This is a genomic window from Serratia sp. KH_031, from assembly GCF_057839655.1.
On the sequence record NZ_CM174496.1, the window covers coordinates 4,445,582 to 4,464,362 of the forward strand.

Annotated in this window: 18 protein-coding genes; 9 read left to right on the forward strand and 9 right to left on the reverse strand. The window is 51.8% G+C overall.

Features of this window, described 5'->3' with window-relative positions:
* Positions 1-41: 41 nt before the first annotated feature.
* Positions 42-611 (reverse strand): peptidylprolyl isomerase A, encoded by a 570-nt coding sequence (ppiA, locus tag AC3ISQ_RS20165; RefSeq protein WP_489349376.1) that lies wholly within the window; start codon positions 609-611, stop codon positions 42-44.
* 307 nt (positions 612-918) lie between these two features.
* On the opposite strand from ppiA, the gene AC3ISQ_RS20170 reads away from it, so the two are divergent.
* The 5 genes from AC3ISQ_RS20170 (at position 919) to AC3ISQ_RS20190 (ending at position 5,644) form a co-directional block, all read left to right on the forward strand.
* On the forward strand, positions 919-1,269 hold the full coding sequence (locus AC3ISQ_RS20170) for a PTS lactose/cellobiose transporter subunit IIA (protein WP_489349377.1): 351 nt from the start codon (positions 919-921) through the stop codon (positions 1,267-1,269).
* Positions 1,266-2,576: a 6-phospho-beta-glucosidase gene (locus AC3ISQ_RS20175; protein ID WP_489349379.1), complete on the forward strand. Its 1,311-nt coding sequence runs from the start codon at positions 1,266-1,268 to the stop codon at positions 2,574-2,576. Before AC3ISQ_RS20170 ends, AC3ISQ_RS20175 begins: the two co-directional genes overlap by 4 nt.
* Before the next feature lie 55 nt (positions 2,577-2,631).
* Positions 2,632-3,630 carry a LacI family DNA-binding transcriptional regulator gene (locus AC3ISQ_RS20180; protein ID WP_489353406.1) on the forward strand — a complete coding sequence of 333 codons (999 nt, stop codon included), beginning with the start codon at positions 2,632-2,634 and terminating at the stop codon, positions 3,628-3,630.
* Positions 3,631-3,809: 179 nt separating this feature from the next.
* A complete protein-coding gene (gene tsgA / locus AC3ISQ_RS20185; protein WP_489349381.1) occupies positions 3,810-4,994 on the forward strand; it encodes an MFS transporter TsgA in 1,185 nt (394 codons plus the stop codon).
* Positions 4,995-5,071: 77 nt separating this feature from the next.
* Positions 5,072-5,644, forward strand: a complete 573-nt coding sequence (locus tag AC3ISQ_RS20190; protein ID WP_489349383.1) for a chorismate mutase — start codon at positions 5,072-5,074, stop codon at positions 5,642-5,644.
* Here the strand turns inward: AC3ISQ_RS20190 and AC3ISQ_RS20195 are convergent, their stop codons facing one another.
* Positions 5,645-6,928 carry a cytosine deaminase gene (locus AC3ISQ_RS20195; RefSeq protein ID WP_489349385.1) on the reverse strand — a complete coding sequence of 428 codons (1,284 nt, stop codon included), beginning with the start codon at positions 6,926-6,928 and terminating at the stop codon, positions 5,645-5,647.
* A 275-nt stretch (positions 6,929-7,203) separates the two neighbouring features.
* On the opposite strand from AC3ISQ_RS20195, the gene nirB reads away from it, so the two are divergent.
* Genes nirB through cysG form a run of 4 tightly spaced genes read left to right on the forward strand, consistent with a single transcriptional unit; the run spans position 7,204 to position 12,361 of the window.
* Entirely contained in the window at positions 7,204-9,753 is a 2,550-nt protein-coding gene (gene nirB, locus AC3ISQ_RS20200) for a nitrite reductase large subunit NirB (RefSeq protein WP_489349387.1), read from the forward strand.
* Entirely contained in the window at positions 9,750-10,076 is a 327-nt protein-coding gene (gene nirD / locus AC3ISQ_RS20205) for a nitrite reductase small subunit NirD (protein WP_489349389.1), read from the forward strand. Before nirB ends, nirD begins: the two co-directional genes overlap by 4 nt.
* Before the next feature lie 29 nt (positions 10,077-10,105).
* Positions 10,106-10,906 carry a nitrite transporter NirC gene (gene nirC / locus AC3ISQ_RS20210; RefSeq protein ID WP_489349391.1) on the forward strand — a complete coding sequence of 267 codons (801 nt, stop codon included), beginning with the start codon at positions 10,106-10,108 and terminating at the stop codon, positions 10,904-10,906.
* A gap of 51 nt (positions 10,907-10,957) precedes the next feature.
* The gene (gene cysG / locus AC3ISQ_RS20215) at positions 10,958-12,361 is read left to right on the forward strand and encodes a siroheme synthase CysG (RefSeq protein WP_489349392.1); all 1,404 of its coding nucleotides are present in this window, start codon (positions 10,958-10,960) and stop codon (positions 12,359-12,361) included.
* A gap of 42 nt (positions 12,362-12,403) precedes the next feature.
* On the opposite strand, the gene trpS is transcribed toward cysG, so the two are convergent.
* The 7 genes from trpS to aroK all read right to left on the reverse strand — a co-directional run bounded on the left by trpS (position 12,404) and on the right by aroK (position 18,722).
* A complete protein-coding gene (gene trpS, locus AC3ISQ_RS20220) occupies positions 12,404-13,408 on the reverse strand; it encodes a tryptophan--tRNA ligase (RefSeq protein WP_489349394.1) in 1,005 nt (334 codons plus the stop codon).
* Positions 13,409-13,410: 2 nt separating this feature from the next.
* Positions 13,411-14,109, reverse strand: coding sequence for a phosphoglycolate phosphatase (locus AC3ISQ_RS20225; RefSeq protein WP_489349396.1), 699 nt, complete (start codon positions 14,107-14,109; stop codon positions 13,411-13,413).
* Positions 14,102-14,779, reverse strand: a complete 678-nt coding sequence (rpe, locus tag AC3ISQ_RS20230) for a ribulose-phosphate 3-epimerase (RefSeq protein WP_489349398.1) — start codon at positions 14,777-14,779, stop codon at positions 14,102-14,104. Before rpe ends, AC3ISQ_RS20225 begins: the two co-directional genes overlap by 8 nt.
* 34 nt (positions 14,780-14,813) lie before the next feature.
* The gene (gene dam / locus AC3ISQ_RS20235; protein WP_489349400.1) at positions 14,814-15,638 is read right to left on the reverse strand and encodes an adenine-specific DNA-methyltransferase; all 825 of its coding nucleotides are present in this window, start codon (positions 15,636-15,638) and stop codon (positions 14,814-14,816) included.
* A gap of 209 nt (positions 15,639-15,847) precedes the next feature.
* The gene (locus AC3ISQ_RS20240) at positions 15,848-16,864 is read right to left on the reverse strand and encodes an SPOR domain-containing protein (protein ID WP_489349402.1); all 1,017 of its coding nucleotides are present in this window, start codon (positions 16,862-16,864) and stop codon (positions 15,848-15,850) included.
* 148 nt (positions 16,865-17,012) lie between these two features.
* Entirely contained in the window at positions 17,013-18,110 is a 1,098-nt protein-coding gene (gene aroB, locus AC3ISQ_RS20245) for a 3-dehydroquinate synthase (RefSeq protein WP_489349404.1), read from the reverse strand.
* A 90-nt stretch (positions 18,111-18,200) separates the two neighbouring features.
* Positions 18,201-18,722, reverse strand: coding sequence for a shikimate kinase AroK (gene aroK, locus AC3ISQ_RS20250; RefSeq protein WP_489349406.1), 522 nt, complete (start codon positions 18,720-18,722; stop codon positions 18,201-18,203).
* Positions 18,723-18,781 lie beyond the last annotated feature (59 nt).

Consider the following 18,781-nt stretch of genomic DNA (forward strand, 5'->3'; position numbering starts at 1 on the left):
AACAGAGAACCGGCTCTCAAACGAAAGCCGGTATAAATAATTTAAGGCAGTACTTTCGCAGACAGGATTACGATAGGTTTGGTCGGTACATTTTGGTATGGACCCACGTTACCAGTAGGAACTTGAGAAATTTTGTCTACCACATCCATCCCTTTCACTACCTTGCCAAATACGGCGTAACCAAAATCACGCTGACCGTGATCGAGGAAAGCGTTGTCCGCAACGTTCAGGAAGAACTGGCTGGTCGCGCTGTCTTTATCGGCGGTACGTGCCATAGAAATGGTACCACGCAGGTTGCGCAGGCCGTTATCCGCTTCATTTTTGATCGGTGCTTTGGTGGTTTTTTGCTGCATATCCGCAGTAAAACCGCCGCCCTGAACCATAAAGCCAGGGATCACTCGGTGGAAAACGGTATTGTTGTAAAAGCCGCTGTTCACGTAGTCGACAAAGTTCTGGGTAGAAACCGGTGCCTTCTGGCTATCGAGCGCTAATTCAATATTCCCGGCTGAGGTGGTCAGCATAACTTTGGTTTCGCCGGCAGCAAGCGCAGCAGGAGCCATTGCGGTCAGGGAACACAGCGCAACGAAGGTCACTAAAGTACGTTTGAACATTAACGGATCCTTTCTCTGAGAGACGAACAACAAAAACACTTTGATTCTAAAGGGCGACTCCGGTGAGTACCAGCCATTTACCTATATTTACTTAATAGTGGGATATATCTTAATACCCACTGACTTTTCCTGCCAAAAGTATGATCGTCGGTATGATTTTTGCCAAGCCGATCACGCATTATTTGCGCTGTTTGATCCTTCCGCGTTTTTTGTGACATAACTCCTGTTTCAATTCCGTTTTCCCGTTACTCTATACAAATGAGAGCGCTCTCATTTTTGTGAGGCGCGCAATGACTGAAGATATAACATGGGTGAATTGATGTCTGATATTGACCAAGATTTAGAAAGCACCATCATGGAGCTGCTGGTTTCCTCCGGCCAGGCCCGCAGCAACGCATTATTGGCTTTGCAAAAAGCCCGCGCGGGTGATTTCGAAGCGTCGGCCAAACATATGAAAGACTCGAAAGAAGAGGTAAAAAAGGCACACGCTATTCAAACCACATTAATCGGTTTGGACGAAGGAACCGGCAAACTGCCAATCAATCTAATTACCGTCCATGCACAGGATCATCTAATGAACGCGATGGTGATCCAGGATCTGGCTGGTGACATGATCGAATTATACCGCCGTCAGGCACAACAGGAGACACGCGCATGAGTTCGTTGAAAATCGCCATTATTGGCGGCGGTAGCAGCTACACGCCGGAATTGGTCGATGGCTTGATCCAGCGTATCGAAGAATTACCCGTCACTGAATTGGCGTTGGTTGATGTTGAGCTCGGTCGTGAAAAAGTCGAAATTATCGCTGGTTTAACCCAACGCATGCTCGCACGTCACGGACTAAACAAGGTCAAAGTCAGCGTACACTTCAGCTTGGACGACGCTATTCGCGATGCCAAATTTGTGCTGACGCAGTTCCGCGTGGGGCAATTGCCAGCCCGCGCTGCCGATGAACGTTTAGGTTTGAAATATCACCTGATTGGCCAAGAAACGACTGGTGTAGGTGGTTTTGCCAAAGCGCAACGCACCATTCCGGTCATGATGAATATCGCCCGCAAGGTAGAGAAACTGGCACCTGATGCTTGGATCATCAACTTCACCAACCCAGCCGGCATCGTGACCGAAGCGATTTCTCGCTACACCAAGGCCAAAATCATCGGCGTATGTAACGTGCCCATAACCATGCACCACATGATCGCCAATATGCTGAAAGCGCCTTTCGATCAGGTGCAATTAAAGTTCGCGGGCCTGAACCACATGGTATGGGTGCATCAAGTCACGCAAAACGGCAAAGACGTCACCCGCGAAGTGATCGAAATGCTGTGCGATGGCGCGGCATTGACCATGAACAACATCAAAGAAGAACCTTGGCCACCAGAATTCCTACGCGCCATGGGAGCCATCCCCTGCCCTTATCACCGCTACTTCTATCAGACCAAAGAGATGTTAGAAGAAGAAATTGAAGCAGCGAAAGAACGTGGTACCCGTGCCGAGCAAGTCATGCAGGTAGAGAAAGAGTTGTTCGAACTGTATGCCGATCCTAAGTTGGACAGCAAACCAGAACAACTCAGTTTCCGTGGTGGTTCGTTCTATTCCGAGGTAGCATTGGAGCTAATTCGTTCAATTCATAATAATCTCGGCACGCAATTAGTGGTCAATACCGCAAACCGGGGAGCAATTCATGGCTTACCGGACGACGCTGTGATAGAAACCAACTGTGTTATTGATGCTCAAGGCGCACATCCACTGGCATTTGGTGCATTACCAGAACATATGCTGGCATTGACCCAACAGGTGAAAGCTTATGAGCGATTGACGATTGAAGCCGCGGTACATGGCGATCGCGACAGTGCTTTACTGGCTTTAGCGACCAACCCATTGGTTGGCAACGCTAAAATTGCCCAGCCTCTTTTAGAAGAAGTACTGGAAGTGAACAAGCCCTATTTGCCACAATTCAATCTGTAATCCTCAGCCGGGTTCAGTAGGCTGAGCCCGGTTTTAGTTAATTAGGAGTCAGATGATGGTGACACTGGAAGATGTTGCGGCCTTGGCGGGCGTATCCCGCGCCACGGTGTCACGCGTTGTGAATGGTGATAGCAATGTAAAGTTGCTGACCCGTGAAAGGGTCGCTCTCGCAATAGAAAAACTCGGTTATACCCCCAACCCTGCCGCACGAGCCTTAGCCTCTAACCATAGCAACACCTTGGGTTTAGTCACCACCTCTTATCTCGGTGGCTTCTTTGGTGCGCTGATGGATTTTGTGCAAACCGAAGCTGAATCTCACGGCAAACAACTGCTCGTCACTCAAGGGCGTAATAGTGCCGAGAACGAACTGAAAGCGCTCCAACGCCTGCTTAGCCTACGCTGCGACGGGGTGATTTTGCACGTGCGCTATCTCAGCGACGATCAACTTCGTCAACTGGCCGCTGAGCAAAAGAATTTTGTCTTACTCGATCGTTTGGTTCCCGGTTTAGAGTCGCGTTGCGTCACTTTTGATCACCCTCACGCCAGCTATCTGGCAACCCAACAGTTGATCGATGCTGGTCATCAACGTATCGCCTGCATTTGCGGGCCGCGCCAGCGTGCTTCCAGTAATTTGCGTTTGCAGGGGTTCCTCGATGCCATGCAAGCGGCCAACCTGCAACCGGTAGATTGCCTCGAAGGAGTTTACGACATGCAGAGCGGCTATCAATGTGCCGACCAGTTATTCCAAGGAAAAACGATACCCACTGCTATTTATTGTTGTAACGAAGAAATGGCGATCGGTGCGCTGCTAGCCATTAACGAACATCGCCTGCGTGTGCCACAAGATATTTCACTCATCTGCTACGACAGCGGCGAACGCGCCCCGTTTGTCCGCCCGGCGTTAACCAGTGTGCACTTCCCTATTACCGAAATGGCGCAGTACGCCACGCGTTTACTGATCGACCCAAATACCCCAGCGGTAAGCTTTACGCCAAAGATTATTCACCGAGATTCCATTGTTGTACCAAAAAACACGATTGCATCGAAAACATAGATCACGCCTATACAAAAAATCATTTCATTGATTGCATAAAAAAGCAGACGCCCATCACAAAAATGGTTGTGAGCTATGCTAGTATCCGCCCGAAGGCGGCCTAGGACTTTTCTTGCTTTAATGAGAAAGGTTTCTGCGCCACCTCAAACATACTCAATGAACAAACTTCGGGCTTATCAATGAATAACAGCAACCGCATCCGGCTCACATGGATCAGCTTCTTCTCATACGCGCTGACCGGTGCCTTAGTGATCGTCACAGGGATGGTGATGGGAAACATTGCAGAATACTTTAATCTGCCGGTTTCCAGCATGAGCAATACCTTTACTTTCCTGAATGCGGGCATCTTGATTGCCATCTTCCTGAATGCTTGGTTGATGGAAATTGTTCCTCTCAAACGCCAGCTTATTTTTGGCTTTGTCCTGATGGTACTGGCGATCGCCGGGCTCATGATGGGTAAAAGCTTGACCATGTTCTCCCTGTGTATGTTCGTACTGGGTGTGGTCAGCGGGATCACCATGTCGATCGGGACTTTCCTGATCACCCATCTCTATCACGGTCGTCAGCGCGGTTCACGCCTGTTGTTCACCGATTCCTTCTTCAGTATGGCCGGGATGATTTTCCCGATTGTCGCCGCCATGCTGTTGGCTCGTCATATCGGTTGGTATTGGGTTTATGCCTGTATCGGCCTGTTATACGTAGGGATCTTCGTACTGGCGCTGTGTTCTGAATTCCCCGTTCTGGGCCAAAAAGGGGACGACGACGGCGAACCGGTAGCGAAAGAGAAATGGGGCGTCGGCGTACTGTTCCTGTCAATCGCTGCGCTGTGCTACATCCTCGGCCAGTTGGGCTTTATTCAATGGGTGCCAGAATACGCCACTAAGTCACTCGGTATGGATCTTAACCACGCCGGGCAGTTGGTCAGCAACTTCTGGATTTCCTACATGATCGGTATGTGGGTGTTCAGCTTCGTGCTGCGCTACTTCGATCTGCAACGTATCGTGACCCTGTTGGCCGCACTGGCAACGGGTGCGATGTACCTGTTTGTCAGCGGTAAAAATCCAGCGCATCTGGGCTACTTCATCATGGCTCTAGGCTTTATCTCCAGCGCTATCTACACCACGCTGATCACCCTTAGCTCGTTGCAGACTAAAGTTTCTTCACCAAAATTGGTCAACTTTATCCTGACCTGTGGCACCATCGGCACCATGCTGACCTTCGTGGTCACCGGTCCTATCGTGGCGAAAGGTGGCGCGCATGCGGCGTTAGTTACCGCCAACGGCCTATATCTGGTGGTATTCGTGATGTGTCTGCTGCTCGGTTTCGTCACCAAGCACCGCAGCCACGGTCATTCAATGCACTAAATACGTTCGATAGCATAAAGGACGTGACGGCCAAGCTTCTGATTTAAGAGGCTTGGCCACAAAAAAGAGAGTTCGTTATGAAGAATATCGTTAACCATGCCTTCCCCCGCCCTGCCAAACCCTTTGCCACAGCCACCTTGTTAGTGATGTTAGCTTCCCCTTTTTACACACTTGCTGCCGAAAATGGCGATCTGCCAGGGCTGATTAACCAACGCCTTTCCTATATGAAAGATGTCGCTGCCAGCAAAGCGCTGAACCATCAGCCCGTTGAAGTGCTATCACAGGAAGCCAACGTGTTGGAAGCATCACGGAAAGTAGCAGACACACAGGGCATTGATCCTGACTCTATCACCCCGTTTATTGTGGCTCAGATGAGTGCGGCAAAAGCTATACAGTATCGTTATCGCGCGGACTGGCTCTCTACACCAGAAACTGGCTGGAAACCTCAACCACTTAGCGAAATCCGCACCAATATTTCTGGGTTATCGACACAGATTATTGAACGCCTAGCGGTTGAGCTAAAAGCCAACGGTAAGATCTCCCCCTCAAATCAGGCTGAGTTTATTGCTCGCCTGCAACAAAAGAACCTTAGCGAAGCAGATAAAATTCAACTCTTTAAAGCCATTGAGCAGGTTCGCTTAAAGCAATAGTTAGCGCCGGAAATCCACTTTCTCTTCGTTTTCTAAATACAACGTGGTTTCTGCGGGCTGAGTCGCCGCAATCACCACGCCGTTGCGGATCGAGTAACGCACTGGCGTTTGACGGCGCACCGCATCAAAACCATTTTCTGCTGGCAGAATCACCAGATTAGCGCTATTCCCCGCCAGCAAACCGTAATCCTGCAAATGTAGGGTTCGGGCGCTGTGGGTGGTGATCAGGTTCAAACCGTCATTAATTTGCCCATAGCCCATGAGCTGACAAACGTGCAGACCCATATGCAACACTTGCAGCATATTGGCGGTACCGAGCGGATACCAAGGATCAAACACGTCGTCATGACCGAAACAGACGTTAATGCCAGCCTCTAGCATCTCCTTCACTCGCGTAATGCCACGGCGCTTAGGATAAGTATCGAAGCGGCCTTGCAGGTGAATGTTCACCAACGGGTTAGCGACAAAGTTAATGCCAGACATCTTCAACAAGCGGAACAAACGCGAAGTGTAAGCGCCGTTGTAGGAGTGCATTGCGGTGGTATGGCTAGCGGTCACTTTCGCGCCCATCTCCAGTTTCAGCGCTAACGCCGCCACGGTTTCGACAAAACGTGATTGCTCATCATCGATCTCGTCACAATGCACATCCACCAGCCGATCGTATTTTTGCGCCAATGCAAAGGCTTTGTGCAGCGATTCCACACCGTATTCACGGGTAAATTCGAAATGAGGGATAGCACCGACCACATCAGCCCCCAAGCGCAACGCCTCTTCCAACAACGCCTCACCGTTAGGGTAAGACAAAATGCCTTCCTGTGGGAAAGCGACGATTTGCAGCGTCACCCAAGGTGCGACTTCCTGCTTTACTTCCAGCATCGCCCGCAATGCGGTGAGCGTAGGATCGGAAACATCGACATGAGTACGAACGTACTGCACACCGTTAGCAATCTGCCATTTCAACGTTTGCCAGGCACGCTGCTTCACGTCCTCGAGAGTCAGTAATGCCTTACGCTCCGCCCAACGCTCAATCCCTTCGAACAACGTGCCGGACTGATTCCAAGCCGGTTGCCCGGCGGTTTGCGTAGTATCAAGATGAATATGTGGCTCAACAAACGCCGGTAACGCTAACCCGCCCTGCGCATCCAAAGCATCGCTGCGCCACTCCAGCCCTTCGGGTTGGGGGACGATGTGTGTAATGCGACCCTCATCGAGAGCTATTTGCCATAGCCCTTCGTGTCCAGCCAAACGCAGGTTGTCGATAAACTTCAATGGAAGATTTGCCACTTTTGTCACCCTGATAAATCTGTTTTACCCATCATACTAACGGGGTGGTTATCCAACCAAACCTTAATCTCCCCCTAGTCCGATAAAATATTTATTTTCACCTAAGACTGACTCGTTTCAGCCAAAGTTGAATAAAAACCACAACTTATAAAATCCTTATACAAATCATGGAAATACCACCTTTGAGGTATATAAGAGTGTTCTTGATTTGTATCAATAAGTCGCCTTCTGGGAGGAATAAGGTACAAGCAGGAAATTAGAATTTTGAGGCAATTATGAGCAGAGTAAAACTCGCGATAATCGGTAACGGCATGGTCGGCCACCGGTTCATCGAAGATCTGTTAGAAAAGGCAGACAAAGACCAATTCGAGATTACCATCTTTTGTGAAGAACCCCGTATCGCCTACGATCGTGTCCACCTTTCCTCTTACTTCTCCCATCACACCGCCGAAGAGCTGTCATTAGTTCGCGAAGGTTTTTACGAGAAACACGGCGTGAAGGTCTTGGTGGGCGAGCGCGCCATCACCATCAACCGTGGCGAGAAAGTGATCCACTCCAACACCGGTCGCACGGTGTATTACGACAAACTGATTATGGCGACCGGTTCTTACCCATGGATACCACCGATCAAAGGCGCAGAAACTCAGGACTGCTTCGTTTATCGTACCATTGAAGATCTAAACGCCATCGAAGCCTGTGCCCGTCGCAGCAAACGTGGCGCGGTAGTCGGCGGCGGCCTGCTCGGTTTAGAAGCCGCAGGCGCGCTGAAAAGTTTAGGTGTTGAAACCCACGTGATCGAATTCGCCCCAATGTTGATGGCGGAACAGCTCGACCCGATGGGTGGCGACCAATTGCGCCGCAAAATTGAGCGTATGGGCGTAAAAGTTCATACCGGTAAAAATACCAAAGAGATCGTGAACGGTGGCCAGCAAGCGCGTAAAACCATGCACTTCGCCGACAGTACCGATCTGGAAGTGGATTTCATCGTCTTCTCCACCGGTATTCGCGCACAGGATAAACTGGCGCACCAATGTGGCCTCGCCACCGCACGTCGCGGCGGTATCGTGATTAACGATAGCTGCCAAACCTCTGATCCCGACGTTTACGCTATTGGCGAATGCGCCGCTTGGCATGAGCGTACTTTCGGCCTGGTCGCACCGGGCTACAAAATGGCACAGGTCACGGCCGATCACCTGCTCGGTCGTGAAAACGCCTTTATGGGTGCCGATATGAGCGCCAAGCTGAAACTGCTCGGCGTTGACGTTGGCGGTATCGGTGATGCACATGGTCGCACCGAAGGGGCTCGCAGTTACGTTTATCTCGACGAGAGCAAAGAAGTTTATAAGCGTTTGGTGGTCAGTGCCGACAACAAAACACTGCTCGGCGCGGTATTAGTCGGCGACACCAGCGACTACGGTAATCTGCTGCAATTGGCGCTGAATGCGATCGAACTGCCAGAAAATCCAGACAGCCTGATCCTACCGGCTCACGCGGGTAACAAACCGTCGATCGGCGTGGATTCGCTGCCAGAAAGCGCACAAATTTGTTCCTGCTTCGACGTCAGCAAAGGCGACATCATCAAAGCGGTTGGTAAAGGTTGCCATACCGTCGCGGCGCTGAAAGCGGAAACCAAAGCGGGTACCGGCTGCGGTGGTTGTATCCCATTGATTACTCAGGTTCTAAACTCAGAGTTAAGCAAACAAGGTATTGAAGTCAACAACCACCTGTGTGAACACTTCACCTATTCCCGTCAGGAGCTGTACCACCTGATTCGCGTCGATGGCATCAAAACCTTCGACGCCCTGCTGGAAAAATACGGTAAAGGCTACGGTTGTGAAGTTTGTAAGCCCACCGTCGGTTCTCTGCTAGCTTCTTGCTGGAACGAATATGTGCTCAAACCACAGCACACACCGTTACAAGATACCAACGACAACTTCCTCGGTAACATTCAAAAGGATGGCACCTACTCGGTGATCCCACGTTCTGCCGGTGGCGAAATCACGCCAGACGGCCTACTGGCGATTGGGCAGATTGCCAAAGAATACAATCTGTATACCAAGATGACCGGCTCACAACGTATCGGCATGTTCGGTGCGCAGAAAGACGACCTGCCAGAGATTTGGAAAAAACTGATCGCCGCCGGTTTCGAAACCGGCCACGCCTACGCCAAAGCGTTACGGATGGCGAAAACCTGCGTGGGTAGCACTTGGTGTCGCTACGGCGTCGGCGATAGCGTCGGCTTTGGCGTTGAGCTGGAACACCGCTACAAAGGCATCCGTACTCCACACAAAATGAAGTTCGGCGTTTCTGGCTGTACGCGTGAATGTGCGGAAGCACAGGGCAAAGACGTGGGGATCATCGCCACCGAGAACGGCTGGAACCTGTACGTCTGTGGTAACGGCGGGATGAAACCCCGCCACGCCGATCTGCTGGCTGCGGATCTAGATCGCGATACGCTGGTTCGTTACCTCGACCGCTTCATGATGTTCTACATCCGCACCGGCGATAAATTGCAGCGTACTTCGGTGTGGCTGGAAAGTCTGGAAGGCGGTATCGACTATCTGCGTAAAGTGATTATCGACGACAAACTCGGCATCAACGAGCAATTGGAAACCGAGATCGCTCGTCTGCGCGGCGCGGTCATCTGCGAATGGAAAGAAACCGTTGAGCACCCAGAAGCTCAAGTTCGTTTCGCCCACTTTATTAACAGCAGCCAGCGTGACCCGAACGTGCAAGTGGTCGCAGAACGTGAGCAGCACCGCCCGGCGCGCCCAGATGAGCGAATCGCCATCCGCGTACTGGAAACCGAGGAGACTAATGCATGAGCCAGTGGATTACCGTTTGCCCTATCGCCGACATCCTGCCCGCTACCGGCGTGTGCGCACTGATTGGCAACCAACAGGTGGCGGTATTTCGCCCCTACGATGACGAGCAGGTATTTGCCATCAGCAATATCGATCCGTTTTCCCAAGCCAGCGTGTTATCGCGCGGTTTGATCGCCGAACATCAGGGCGAACTGTGGGTTGCCAGCCCGTTGAAAAAACAACATTTCCGCCTACATGACGGCCATTGCATGGAAGATGCAGAGCGGTCAGTGGCGCACTTCACCAGCCGGGTGGTCGACGGTGTGGTGCAGGTAACTGCATAACTTTTTTATTTTAAAACCAGGGAAATAGTATGTTCACCGATACCATCAACAAATGCGCCGCCAACGCGGCACGCATCGTCAAATTGTCGAAAGACAGCCCATTAGGCTTCTGGATCAGCTCGGCGATGGCTGGGGCCTATGTCGGCCTCGGCATCATCTTGATTTTCACCCTCGGCAATTTGCTGGACCCGTCAATTCGTCCACTGGTGATGGGTGCAACCTTCGGGATTGCCCTGACGCTGGTGATCATCGCCGGTTCCGAACTGTTCACCGGTCACACCATGTTCCTGACGTTCGGCGTCAAAGCGGGCACCATCAAACAAAGCCAAATGTGGGCAGTATTGCCACAAACTTGGCTCGGCAACCTGCTGGGCTCGGTGTTTGTCGCGCTGCTGTACTACTACGGCGGTGGCAGCCTACTGCCTGTTGATACCAGTTTGGTACACACCGCAGCCTTGGCAAAAACCACCGCACCGGCTGAAGTGCTATTCTTCAAAGGCGTATTGTGTAACTGGCTGGTGTGCTTGGCGATTTGGATGGCCATCCGTGTTGAAGGTGCTGCCAAGTTCATTGCTATCTGGTGGTGTCTGCTGGCGTTTATCGCTTCTGGCTATGAGCACTCCATCGCCAATATGACGCTGTTCGCGCTGTCTTGGTTCGGCCATCACAGTGATGCTTATACTTTGGCGGGTATCGGTCATAACCTGCTGTGGGTGACGCTGGGTAACACCCTGTCCGGCGCGGTATTTATGGGGCTGGGTTATTGGTATGCCACCCCACGCGCACAACGCCCACAGGCGGAAAGTGCTGTAACTCGTCAAACCGCGTAATATTCGGGGGCATTTGCCCCCTTTTCCAATACCCCGCCCCGAGGAGTGCCTATGGATTACTTGCCTATTTTTTGCCAACTGCAACACAAAGCCTGCCTGCTCGTCGGCGGTGGTGAAATCGCGGAGCGTAAAGCTCGCCTGCTGCTAGACGCCGGGGCGCTACTCACCGTCAACGCTTGTGAGTTCAACCCACAGTTTCTCGCGTGGGCGCAACAGGGTCAGCTCACACTGGTCAACGGTGAGTTCAATGCAGAGTTGTTGGCAGATAAATGGCTGGTGATCGCCGCCACCGATCGGGTGGAAGTTAACGCGTTGGTATATCAATGCGCCAACCAGTTGCGGGTATTCTGCAACGTGGTGGACGATCCGAAACGTGCTAGCTTTATCATGCCTTCGATTATCGATCGTTCGCCGATTATGGTGGCGGTCTCTTCCGGCGGCAAAGCTCCGGTGTTAGCTCGTTTGTTACGGGAAAAGCTGGAAGCCATGCTGCCACAGCATCTCGGTAAGCTGGCGCAATTAGGCGGAACCTTGCGTCAACGGGTCAAACAACGCTTTACCAGCATCAGCGCACGCCGTCGTTTCTGGGAAAAACTGTTTGCCCACGACCGCTTGGCACAGTCGCTGGCGAACAACGACACGTCGATGATTCAGCAACAGGTTGAGACGCTATTCAACCAGCAAGCGGATGGTCATGGCGAAGTGGTGTTGGTCGGAGCCGGGCCGGGTGATGCCGGTCTGCTGACACTAAAAGGGCTACAGCAAATTCAGCAGGCCGATGTCGTGGTTTATGATCGTCTGGTCTCTGAGGAAGTGATGAATCTGGTTCGCCGCGACGCCGAGCGCATCTTCGTCGGTAAACGCGCTGGAAATCATTGCGTACCGCAGGATCAGATTAACCAAATCTTGCTGGAACAGGCGCAACAAGGCAAACGCGTGGTACGCCTCAAAGGTGGCGATCCCTTTATCTTTGGCCGTGGCGGCGAAGAGTTGGAAACCTTAGCCGAGGCTAATATTCCGTTCTCCGTCGTTCCAGGCATCACTGCGGCCTCCGGTTGTTCTGCTTACAGCGGTATTCCCCTCACCCATCGCGATCATGCACAAAGCGTGCGACTGGTTACCGGTCACGCCAAAGCCGACGGTGGGTTAGATTGGGCAAATCTTGCCGCCGGGCAGCAAACGCTGGTGTTTTATATGGGCCTGTCGCAAGCGGCAGAAATCCAGCGCCAGCTAGTGCAGAACGGCATGGCGGCAAACACGCCAATCGCCTTGGTCGAGAACGGCACCTCATGCCAGCAGCGGGTCATCGAAGGGGAATTGAATCAGTTGGGATTATTGGCACAACAGGCCGCTAGCCCAAGTTTGATCATCGTTGGCAGCGTGGTTAGCCTGCGCAGCAAACTGAACTGGTTCGCTAGCCGGGAACCGATAGAGAACCTAGCCAAAATGGCATGAAAAAAGCGGCATCTTTGCCGCTTTCTCATCCACTAAATCCAGTTACGGATGTGGCACAAATCCTACCGCTTGGTAAACCTTATCCAGCGTTTCTTTAGCGCGGGCACGGGCTTTGGCAGCACCATCGCGCATCACCTGCTGCAAGAAAGCTTCGTCGTTGCGGAAACGATGATAACGCTCCTGCAACTCGCTCAACATACCGGAAACCGCTTCGGCAACTTCGCCTTTCAGGTGACCATACATTTTGCCTTCAAATTCAGTTTCCAACTGGGCGATCGACTTGCCGGTCACACCAGACAAGATATCCAACAAGTTAGAAACCCCGGCTTTATTGGCTTGGTCGTAACGAATCACTGGCGGCTCATCCGAGTCGGTCATCGCACGTTTAATCTTCTTCGTGACTTCTTTTGGATCTTCCAACAAACCAATCACGTTGTTGCGGTTATCGTCCGACTTGGACATTTTCTTGGTCGGATCTTGCAACGACATCACGCGCGCGCCGGATTTAGGAATAAACGGCTCTGGCACTTTGAAGATGTCGCCATACAGCGCATTGAAGCGCCCCGCGACGTCGCGGCTCAGTTCCAGATGTTGCTTCTGGTCTTCGCCCACGGGTACTTGGTGAGTCTGATACAGCAGGATATCCGCCGCCATCAGCACCGGGTAGCTGAACAGACCGGCATTGATGTTCTCTTCATAACGCGCCGATTTATCTTTGAATTGAGTCATGCGGCTCAGTTCGCCGAAATAGGTGTAGCAGTTCAACACCCAGCCCAGTTGAGTATGTTCCGGTACATGCGACTGAACAAAGATGGTGCTTTTTTCCGGATCGATACCGCAAGCCAAATACAGAGCCAGTGTATCCAGTGTGGCCTTACGCAGTTTCTCCGCATCCTGACGTACGGTAATGGCGTGCAGATCGACGATGCAATAGATGCAGTCGTAATCATCTTGCAACTGAACCCACTGACGCAGCGCACCCATGTAGTTACCAATAGACAGTTCACCGGACGGCTGCGCGCCGCTAAATACAATGGGCTTACTCATGGTTAAATTTCCTGATTCTCTAAAGATGATAGCCCTAGAGCGGGCAATAAATCGGCGAAGCGTTCCAACACACGGTCGGGGTGGCTTTGAGCAATGGCTTCACCGTAGTTATATCCGTAAGTCAGACCAACACTGAGGCAACTCGCCGCCTGCGCCGCCTGAATATCATTGCGTGAATCGCCGACAAATAGCAATTCGTTGGCACGCAAACCCAGTTTGCCAAGTACCAAATACAACGGAGCCGGGTGTGGTTTCTTTTGTACCACATCATCGCCACCGATGATCAACGAGAAATACTCAGCAATCCCCAAACCTGCCAATAACGGCGCCACAAACGGCGTCGGTTTATTGGTGACCAACGCCATGGGATAACCAAGCTCTGCCAAACGCGCCAAGGTTTCTGGGACCTGCGGGAACAGGTGACTGCCGTTATCTACGGTTTGTGCATAGAAGTGGTCGAAATGCTCACGCATCTGGGCGATTTTTTCTGGGCTGGCTTCCGCACACGCCCAATGTAACGCGCGTTGCACCAAGACATCGGCACCGTTGCCGATCCAAGTATTCACTCGCGCGTCACCCGCCGCAGGTAACCCCATTTTTGCTAATGCCAGATCGATAGCGCTAGCCAATCCCGGTAGGCTGTCGACCAGCGTACCATCGAGATCAAAGGCCAAACCGCGGATCGCGCTGAAATCAGCCATGAGACACCTTCGCTAATTCGCCACGCATTTCGTCGATGACAGCGCGATAGTCCGGTTTACCGAAGATAGCAGAACCAGCGACGAACATGTCCGCACCCGCGGCGGCGATTTCGGCGATGTTGTCGATTTTGACTCCACCGTCAACTTCCAGACGGATATCGCGACCGCTTTCGTCGATCAGTTTGCGCACCTGACGCAGTTTATCCAGCGTACCGTGGATAAATGACTGACCGCCAAAACCTGGGTTCACCGACATCAGCAAAATCACGTCGATTTTGTCCATCACGTAATCGAGATAGCTCAGTGGCGTGGCTGGATTAAAGACCAGACCGGCTTTACAGCCCTGCTCTTTAATCAGTTGGATAGTGCGATCGACGTGTTCGGAGGCTTCAGGATGGAAAGAGATAATGCTGGCACCGGCTTTGGCGAAGTCCGGCACGATACGATCGACCGGTTTCACCATCAGATGCACGTCAATCGGAGCCGTAATGCCATAGTTGCGTAGCGCTTCGCAAACCATCGGCCCGATGGTCAAGTTAGGTACGTAGTGGTTGTCCATCACATCAAAATGCACCACATCCGCACCCGCAGCCAACACCTTGGCGGTGTCTTCACCCAAACGGGCAAAATCAGCCGACAGAATAGACGGGGCAATCCAAAACTTTTTCATCCGCATCTCCAAACGTAGGGTTCGATTCGAATAGTTATACGTCGGGGCCTTTATACAGTGCCAAAAGTTCATTCACTTTACTGCGGCCCAAAATATTACGGCTAATGGTACGTCGCGCTTTCACCACATGTAACGTGGCCTGATGATACCAGTCACGCGTCAGCTCGGTATCATGATTGGAAATCAACACTGGCACCTGACTTTCCGTCGACAATTGGTGCGCCAACTGCGCCAACCCTTGCTGATCGGCAATGCTGAAACTGTTGGTGTGGTAAGCGGTGAAATTCGCCGTCGCCGATAACGGAGCATACGGCGGATCGCAATACACCACAGCACCTTCGGCTGCTTTCAACATGGTATCGCGGTAATGCTCACAGACAAAAGTGGCATTGCGTGATTTTTCAGCGAACCAATACAGTTCTTCTTCTGGGAAATAAGGTTTCTTATAACGCCCGAAGGGAACGTTGAACTCGCCGCGCAGGTTATAACGACACAAACCGTTGTAACAATGACGATTCAAGTACAGGAACAACAACGCTCGACGATAGCCGTCCTGACTAGTATTAAACTCTTCTCGCAACAGGTAAAACTGATCCGAGTTATTGAATTCATCGGTGAAAAGCATGCGGGAATCGCGCACGAAGTCATCAGTACGCAACTTAACGATGTTATACAGATTGATAAGATCGCTGTTGATGTCGGCGAGAATGTAGGAATCGTATTCCGTGTTCAGAAAGACAGAACCCGCACCCACGAAAGGCTCGATTAAGCAGTTTCCCGCGGGTAGATGACGACGTATCTCGTCCACCAGCGGGTATTTTCCACCAGCCCATTTTAAAAAAGCGCGGTTTTTCTTCATGCCGTCAGTTAGCTACTTATACAGTTTAGAGCGGCAGATTGTACTCTGTTTTATACCCTTCATATTTCAAGCTGCATCTTTGTTGGCTTTCCTCGCTCATCCTAGTCACTTACTGATGTAAGCTCCTAGGGATTCACTGCGTCGCCGCCTCGATGCAACTCGAACTATTTTGGGTATATACAGCTCATCAGCGCACAGAATTAATTGGTTTATTTATTAAGGTCTTGCTTAACCTGACTTACAGGTCGCACCCAAGGTTTCTTCGCCTGGACATCCGCTGGCAAGGTAGCAATGGCACGCTTCGCATCCGCAGAAGAAGCATAAACACCACTCACCAACACATACCACGGTTTACCATTGCGTTTGGTTTCATAGACAAAATAGTGAGGCAGTCGCTGCTGTTTGGCATAGGCATTCAGCGTATCGGAACGCGAAGCACTACTCAATTGCAGGGTAAATTTACTCCCCGACGCAGATGGGATCGAACCACCGTTACCGCTGCTCACCGCACCACTTTGGCTACCTGATGCCGCAGCAGTTGAAGACGGCTTATGCTGCGTAGTCGCTGGTTTGCTCGCGGTTTTGGTCGGTGTTTTATGTTGCTGAGTAGGCGTTGTCCCTTGAACCGGACGAGTTGCTTCACGCGGTGATTGCGCACCGCCCATCACCGTCGCTGGTGCAGTTGGCAACGTTGACGCAGTGGTATTCATCCCCTGAGCCGCAGCATCAACCTGACCTTGCTGTGAAGACAACGCATCCGTCATATTCCCCGGCAGATCGATACGCTGTTGCGCACCACCTTGCTGGGGTTGCGGCTGTGCATCCGTTGGCGTACCGGAGATCGGCGGAACGCTGATGGTTTCTGGCTGAGATGCAGTTTGTGGCGAAGAGGTAGTACTAACGCCGTTGCCATCATGAGTATCGGTCGTGCCACCCGGAACACCATTGTTATTGGTGGTCAGTGATGATGAGTTCGACAGGTTGATATCGCGGGCTGCACCCGCTTGATCCTGCGTGCCCTGCTGTGCCGTCTCATGCTTGGTTGGTGCTTTCAGTGCCGAGCCGATGCCGATAATCAGCAGCAACAGCACCAGAATACCGATACCAATCATCATGTGCTGACGTGAAATCGCCAAACGTGGCGCGGATGCAGGCTTACGCGAGCGCGTAGGACGGCGGTCGCTACTATCAGGCCTAAGATCGTCTTCTGGTTTAAACTCATCCATCTGAAACCCTCCAACTAGAGGCAAAAGCCCACTACGATAACTCTAACTATGATTTGTCGTTCGGTAGAAAAACCCACCAAACGACTGCGCATAGTATTAATAATAGATGTTAACAGGAGCTAAGCCACTGTTAATTCGTTTGATTGGTTTACGCTGCCGTTGCGGGCAGACAATCGGCAATCGAAGCCAGCACGATGTCATGCGCCACACCGCCACGGACTTCAGATGCGCCAATCGCCGTTGGCAACACCAAACGAAGCTCGCCAGCCAACACTTTCTTGTCACGCATCATATGTGGCAAATAGGCTTCTGGTGCCATTTCTTTCGGCCCAGTGACCGGTAGCCCGGCTCGCAGCATCAGATTTTTGATACGTTCAATGTCATCATCTGACAACTGGCCGAGACGACGAGCAGTATGCGCCGCCATCATCATACCGGCAGCAATCGCTTCACCATGCAGCCATACACCATAGCCCATTTCTGCTTCGATAGCATGACCATAGGTATGCCCAAGGTTGAGCAACGCCCGCTGACCGCTTTCGCGCTCGTCGGCAGCCACCACCTCGGCTTTCAGTTCGCAACAACGGCGGATGCAGTAACCTAACGCCGACATATCCAGCGCCATTAACGCATCAATGTTATTTTCCAGCCAGACGAAGAAATCACGATCCAGGATAATCCCGTACTTGATCACTTCCGCCAAACCAGAGGAGAGTTCACGCGCCGGTAAGGTTTTCAAGCAATCCAGATCCACCACCACCGAAGCGGGTTGGTAGAAGGCGCCGATCATATTCTTACCCAGCGGATGGTTAACGGCAGTTTTGCCGCCAACGGAAGAGTCTACCTGCGAAAGCAGAGTGGTAGGAACTTGGATAAAGCGCACGCCACGTTGATAACAAGCGGCGGCAAAGCCTGTCAGATCGCCCACCACACCGCCGCCAAGTGCGATCAACGTGGTATCACGACCATGAGGCTTTTCCAACAATGCCGAGAACACCTGCTCCAGTACCGCTAAAGACTTGTACTGCTCGCCATCAGGCAAAATCACCTGATCGACCACTATACCGCCCTGCTCCAACACCTTACGGATACGATCCAGATACAGCGGTGCCAAGGTCTGGTTGGTCACCAACATGACCTGTTCACCAGATTTTAGCGGCATAAAAGAAGCCGGATCGTTAAACAATCCGGCGGCGATGGTGATCGGGTAGCTGCGCTCCCCGAGCGTTACGGTAATTCTCTCCATGTCGCGCTCAGTGCTCTCGGTTATCCCCACGCAAGCGGGGCAGACAATCAGACTTTCCGCCGTTGCCTATTGGCTTAGCGGAAACCGCAATTAGTTACTTTCCAGCATATTGATAATCTGGTTAGCAACCACTTTAGCGCTTTGATCGTCGGTGCGGATAGTGACATCTGCAATTTCTTCGTACAGCGGGTTGCGCTCTTTCGCCAGCGCTTCCAACACTTCACGCGGAGGAGAATCCACCTGCAACAGCGGACGCTTCTTGTCGCGCTGAGTACGAGCCAACTGTTTCTCGATAGTCGTTTCTAAATAAACCACAACGCCACGGGCCGACAGACGGTTACGCGTTTCACGCGATTTAACCGAACCACCGCCAGTAGCCAGCACGATCCCCTGCTTTTCTGTCAGTTCATTAATGACTTTTTCTTCACGATCGCGGAAACCTTCTTCACCTTCCACGTCGAATACCCAAGCCACGTCAGCGCCGGTACGTCGCTCAATTTCATGATCGGAGTCGAAAAACTCCATATTGAGTTGTTGAGCTAACTGACGGCCAATAGTACTTTTGCCGGCACCCATAGGCCCAACCAGAAAGATATTGCGTTTCTCTGCCATGTTTATCGGTATTACTAAGACAATTCGTTAATGTTAACCCGCCCCGCTATCACATCAGC

Excerpts from the sequence above, each read along its gene's own strand:
- ppiA (WP_489349376.1), bottom strand. The coding sequence starts at position 611 with ATGTTCAAACGTACTTTAGTGACCTTCGTTGCGCTGTGTTCCCTGACC.
- AC3ISQ_RS20170 (WP_489349377.1), top strand. The coding sequence starts at position 919 with ATGGGTGAATTGATGTCTGATATTGACCAAGATTTAGAAAGCACCATC.
- AC3ISQ_RS20175 (WP_489349379.1), top strand. The coding sequence starts at position 1,266 with ATGAGTTCGTTGAAAATCGCCATTATTGGCGGCGGTAGCAGCTACACG.
- AC3ISQ_RS20180 (WP_489353406.1), top strand. The coding sequence starts at position 2,632 with ATGGTGACACTGGAAGATGTTGCGGCCTTGGCGGGCGTATCCCGCGCC.
- tsgA (WP_489349381.1), top strand. The coding sequence starts at position 3,810 with ATGAATAACAGCAACCGCATCCGGCTCACATGGATCAGCTTCTTCTCA.
- AC3ISQ_RS20190 (WP_489349383.1), top strand. The coding sequence starts at position 5,072 with ATGAAGAATATCGTTAACCATGCCTTCCCCCGCCCTGCCAAACCCTTT.
- nirB (WP_489349387.1), top strand. The coding sequence starts at position 7,204 with ATGAGCAGAGTAAAACTCGCGATAATCGGTAACGGCATGGTCGGCCAC.
- nirD (WP_489349389.1), top strand. The coding sequence starts at position 9,750 with ATGAGCCAGTGGATTACCGTTTGCCCTATCGCCGACATCCTGCCCGCT.
- nirC (WP_489349391.1), top strand. The coding sequence starts at position 10,106 with ATGTTCACCGATACCATCAACAAATGCGCCGCCAACGCGGCACGCATC.
- cysG (WP_489349392.1), top strand. The coding sequence starts at position 10,958 with ATGGATTACTTGCCTATTTTTTGCCAACTGCAACACAAAGCCTGCCTG.
- trpS (WP_489349394.1), bottom strand. The coding sequence starts at position 13,408 with ATGAGTAAGCCCATTGTATTTAGCGGCGCGCAGCCGTCCGGTGAACTG.
- AC3ISQ_RS20225 (WP_489349396.1), bottom strand. The coding sequence starts at position 14,109 with ATGGCTGATTTCAGCGCGATCCGCGGTTTGGCCTTTGATCTCGATGGT.
- rpe (WP_489349398.1), bottom strand. The coding sequence starts at position 14,779 with ATGAAAAAGTTTTGGATTGCCCCGTCTATTCTGTCGGCTGATTTTGCC.
- dam (WP_489349400.1), bottom strand. The coding sequence starts at position 15,638 with ATGAAGAAAAACCGCGCTTTTTTAAAATGGGCTGGTGGAAAATACCCG.
- AC3ISQ_RS20240 (WP_489349402.1), bottom strand. The coding sequence starts at position 16,864 with ATGGATGAGTTTAAACCAGAAGACGATCTTAGGCCTGATAGTAGCGAC.
- aroB (WP_489349404.1), bottom strand. The coding sequence starts at position 18,110 with ATGGAGAGAATTACCGTAACGCTCGGGGAGCGCAGCTACCCGATCACC.
- aroK (WP_489349406.1), bottom strand. The coding sequence starts at position 18,722 with ATGGCAGAGAAACGCAATATCTTTCTGGTTGGGCCTATGGGTGCCGGC.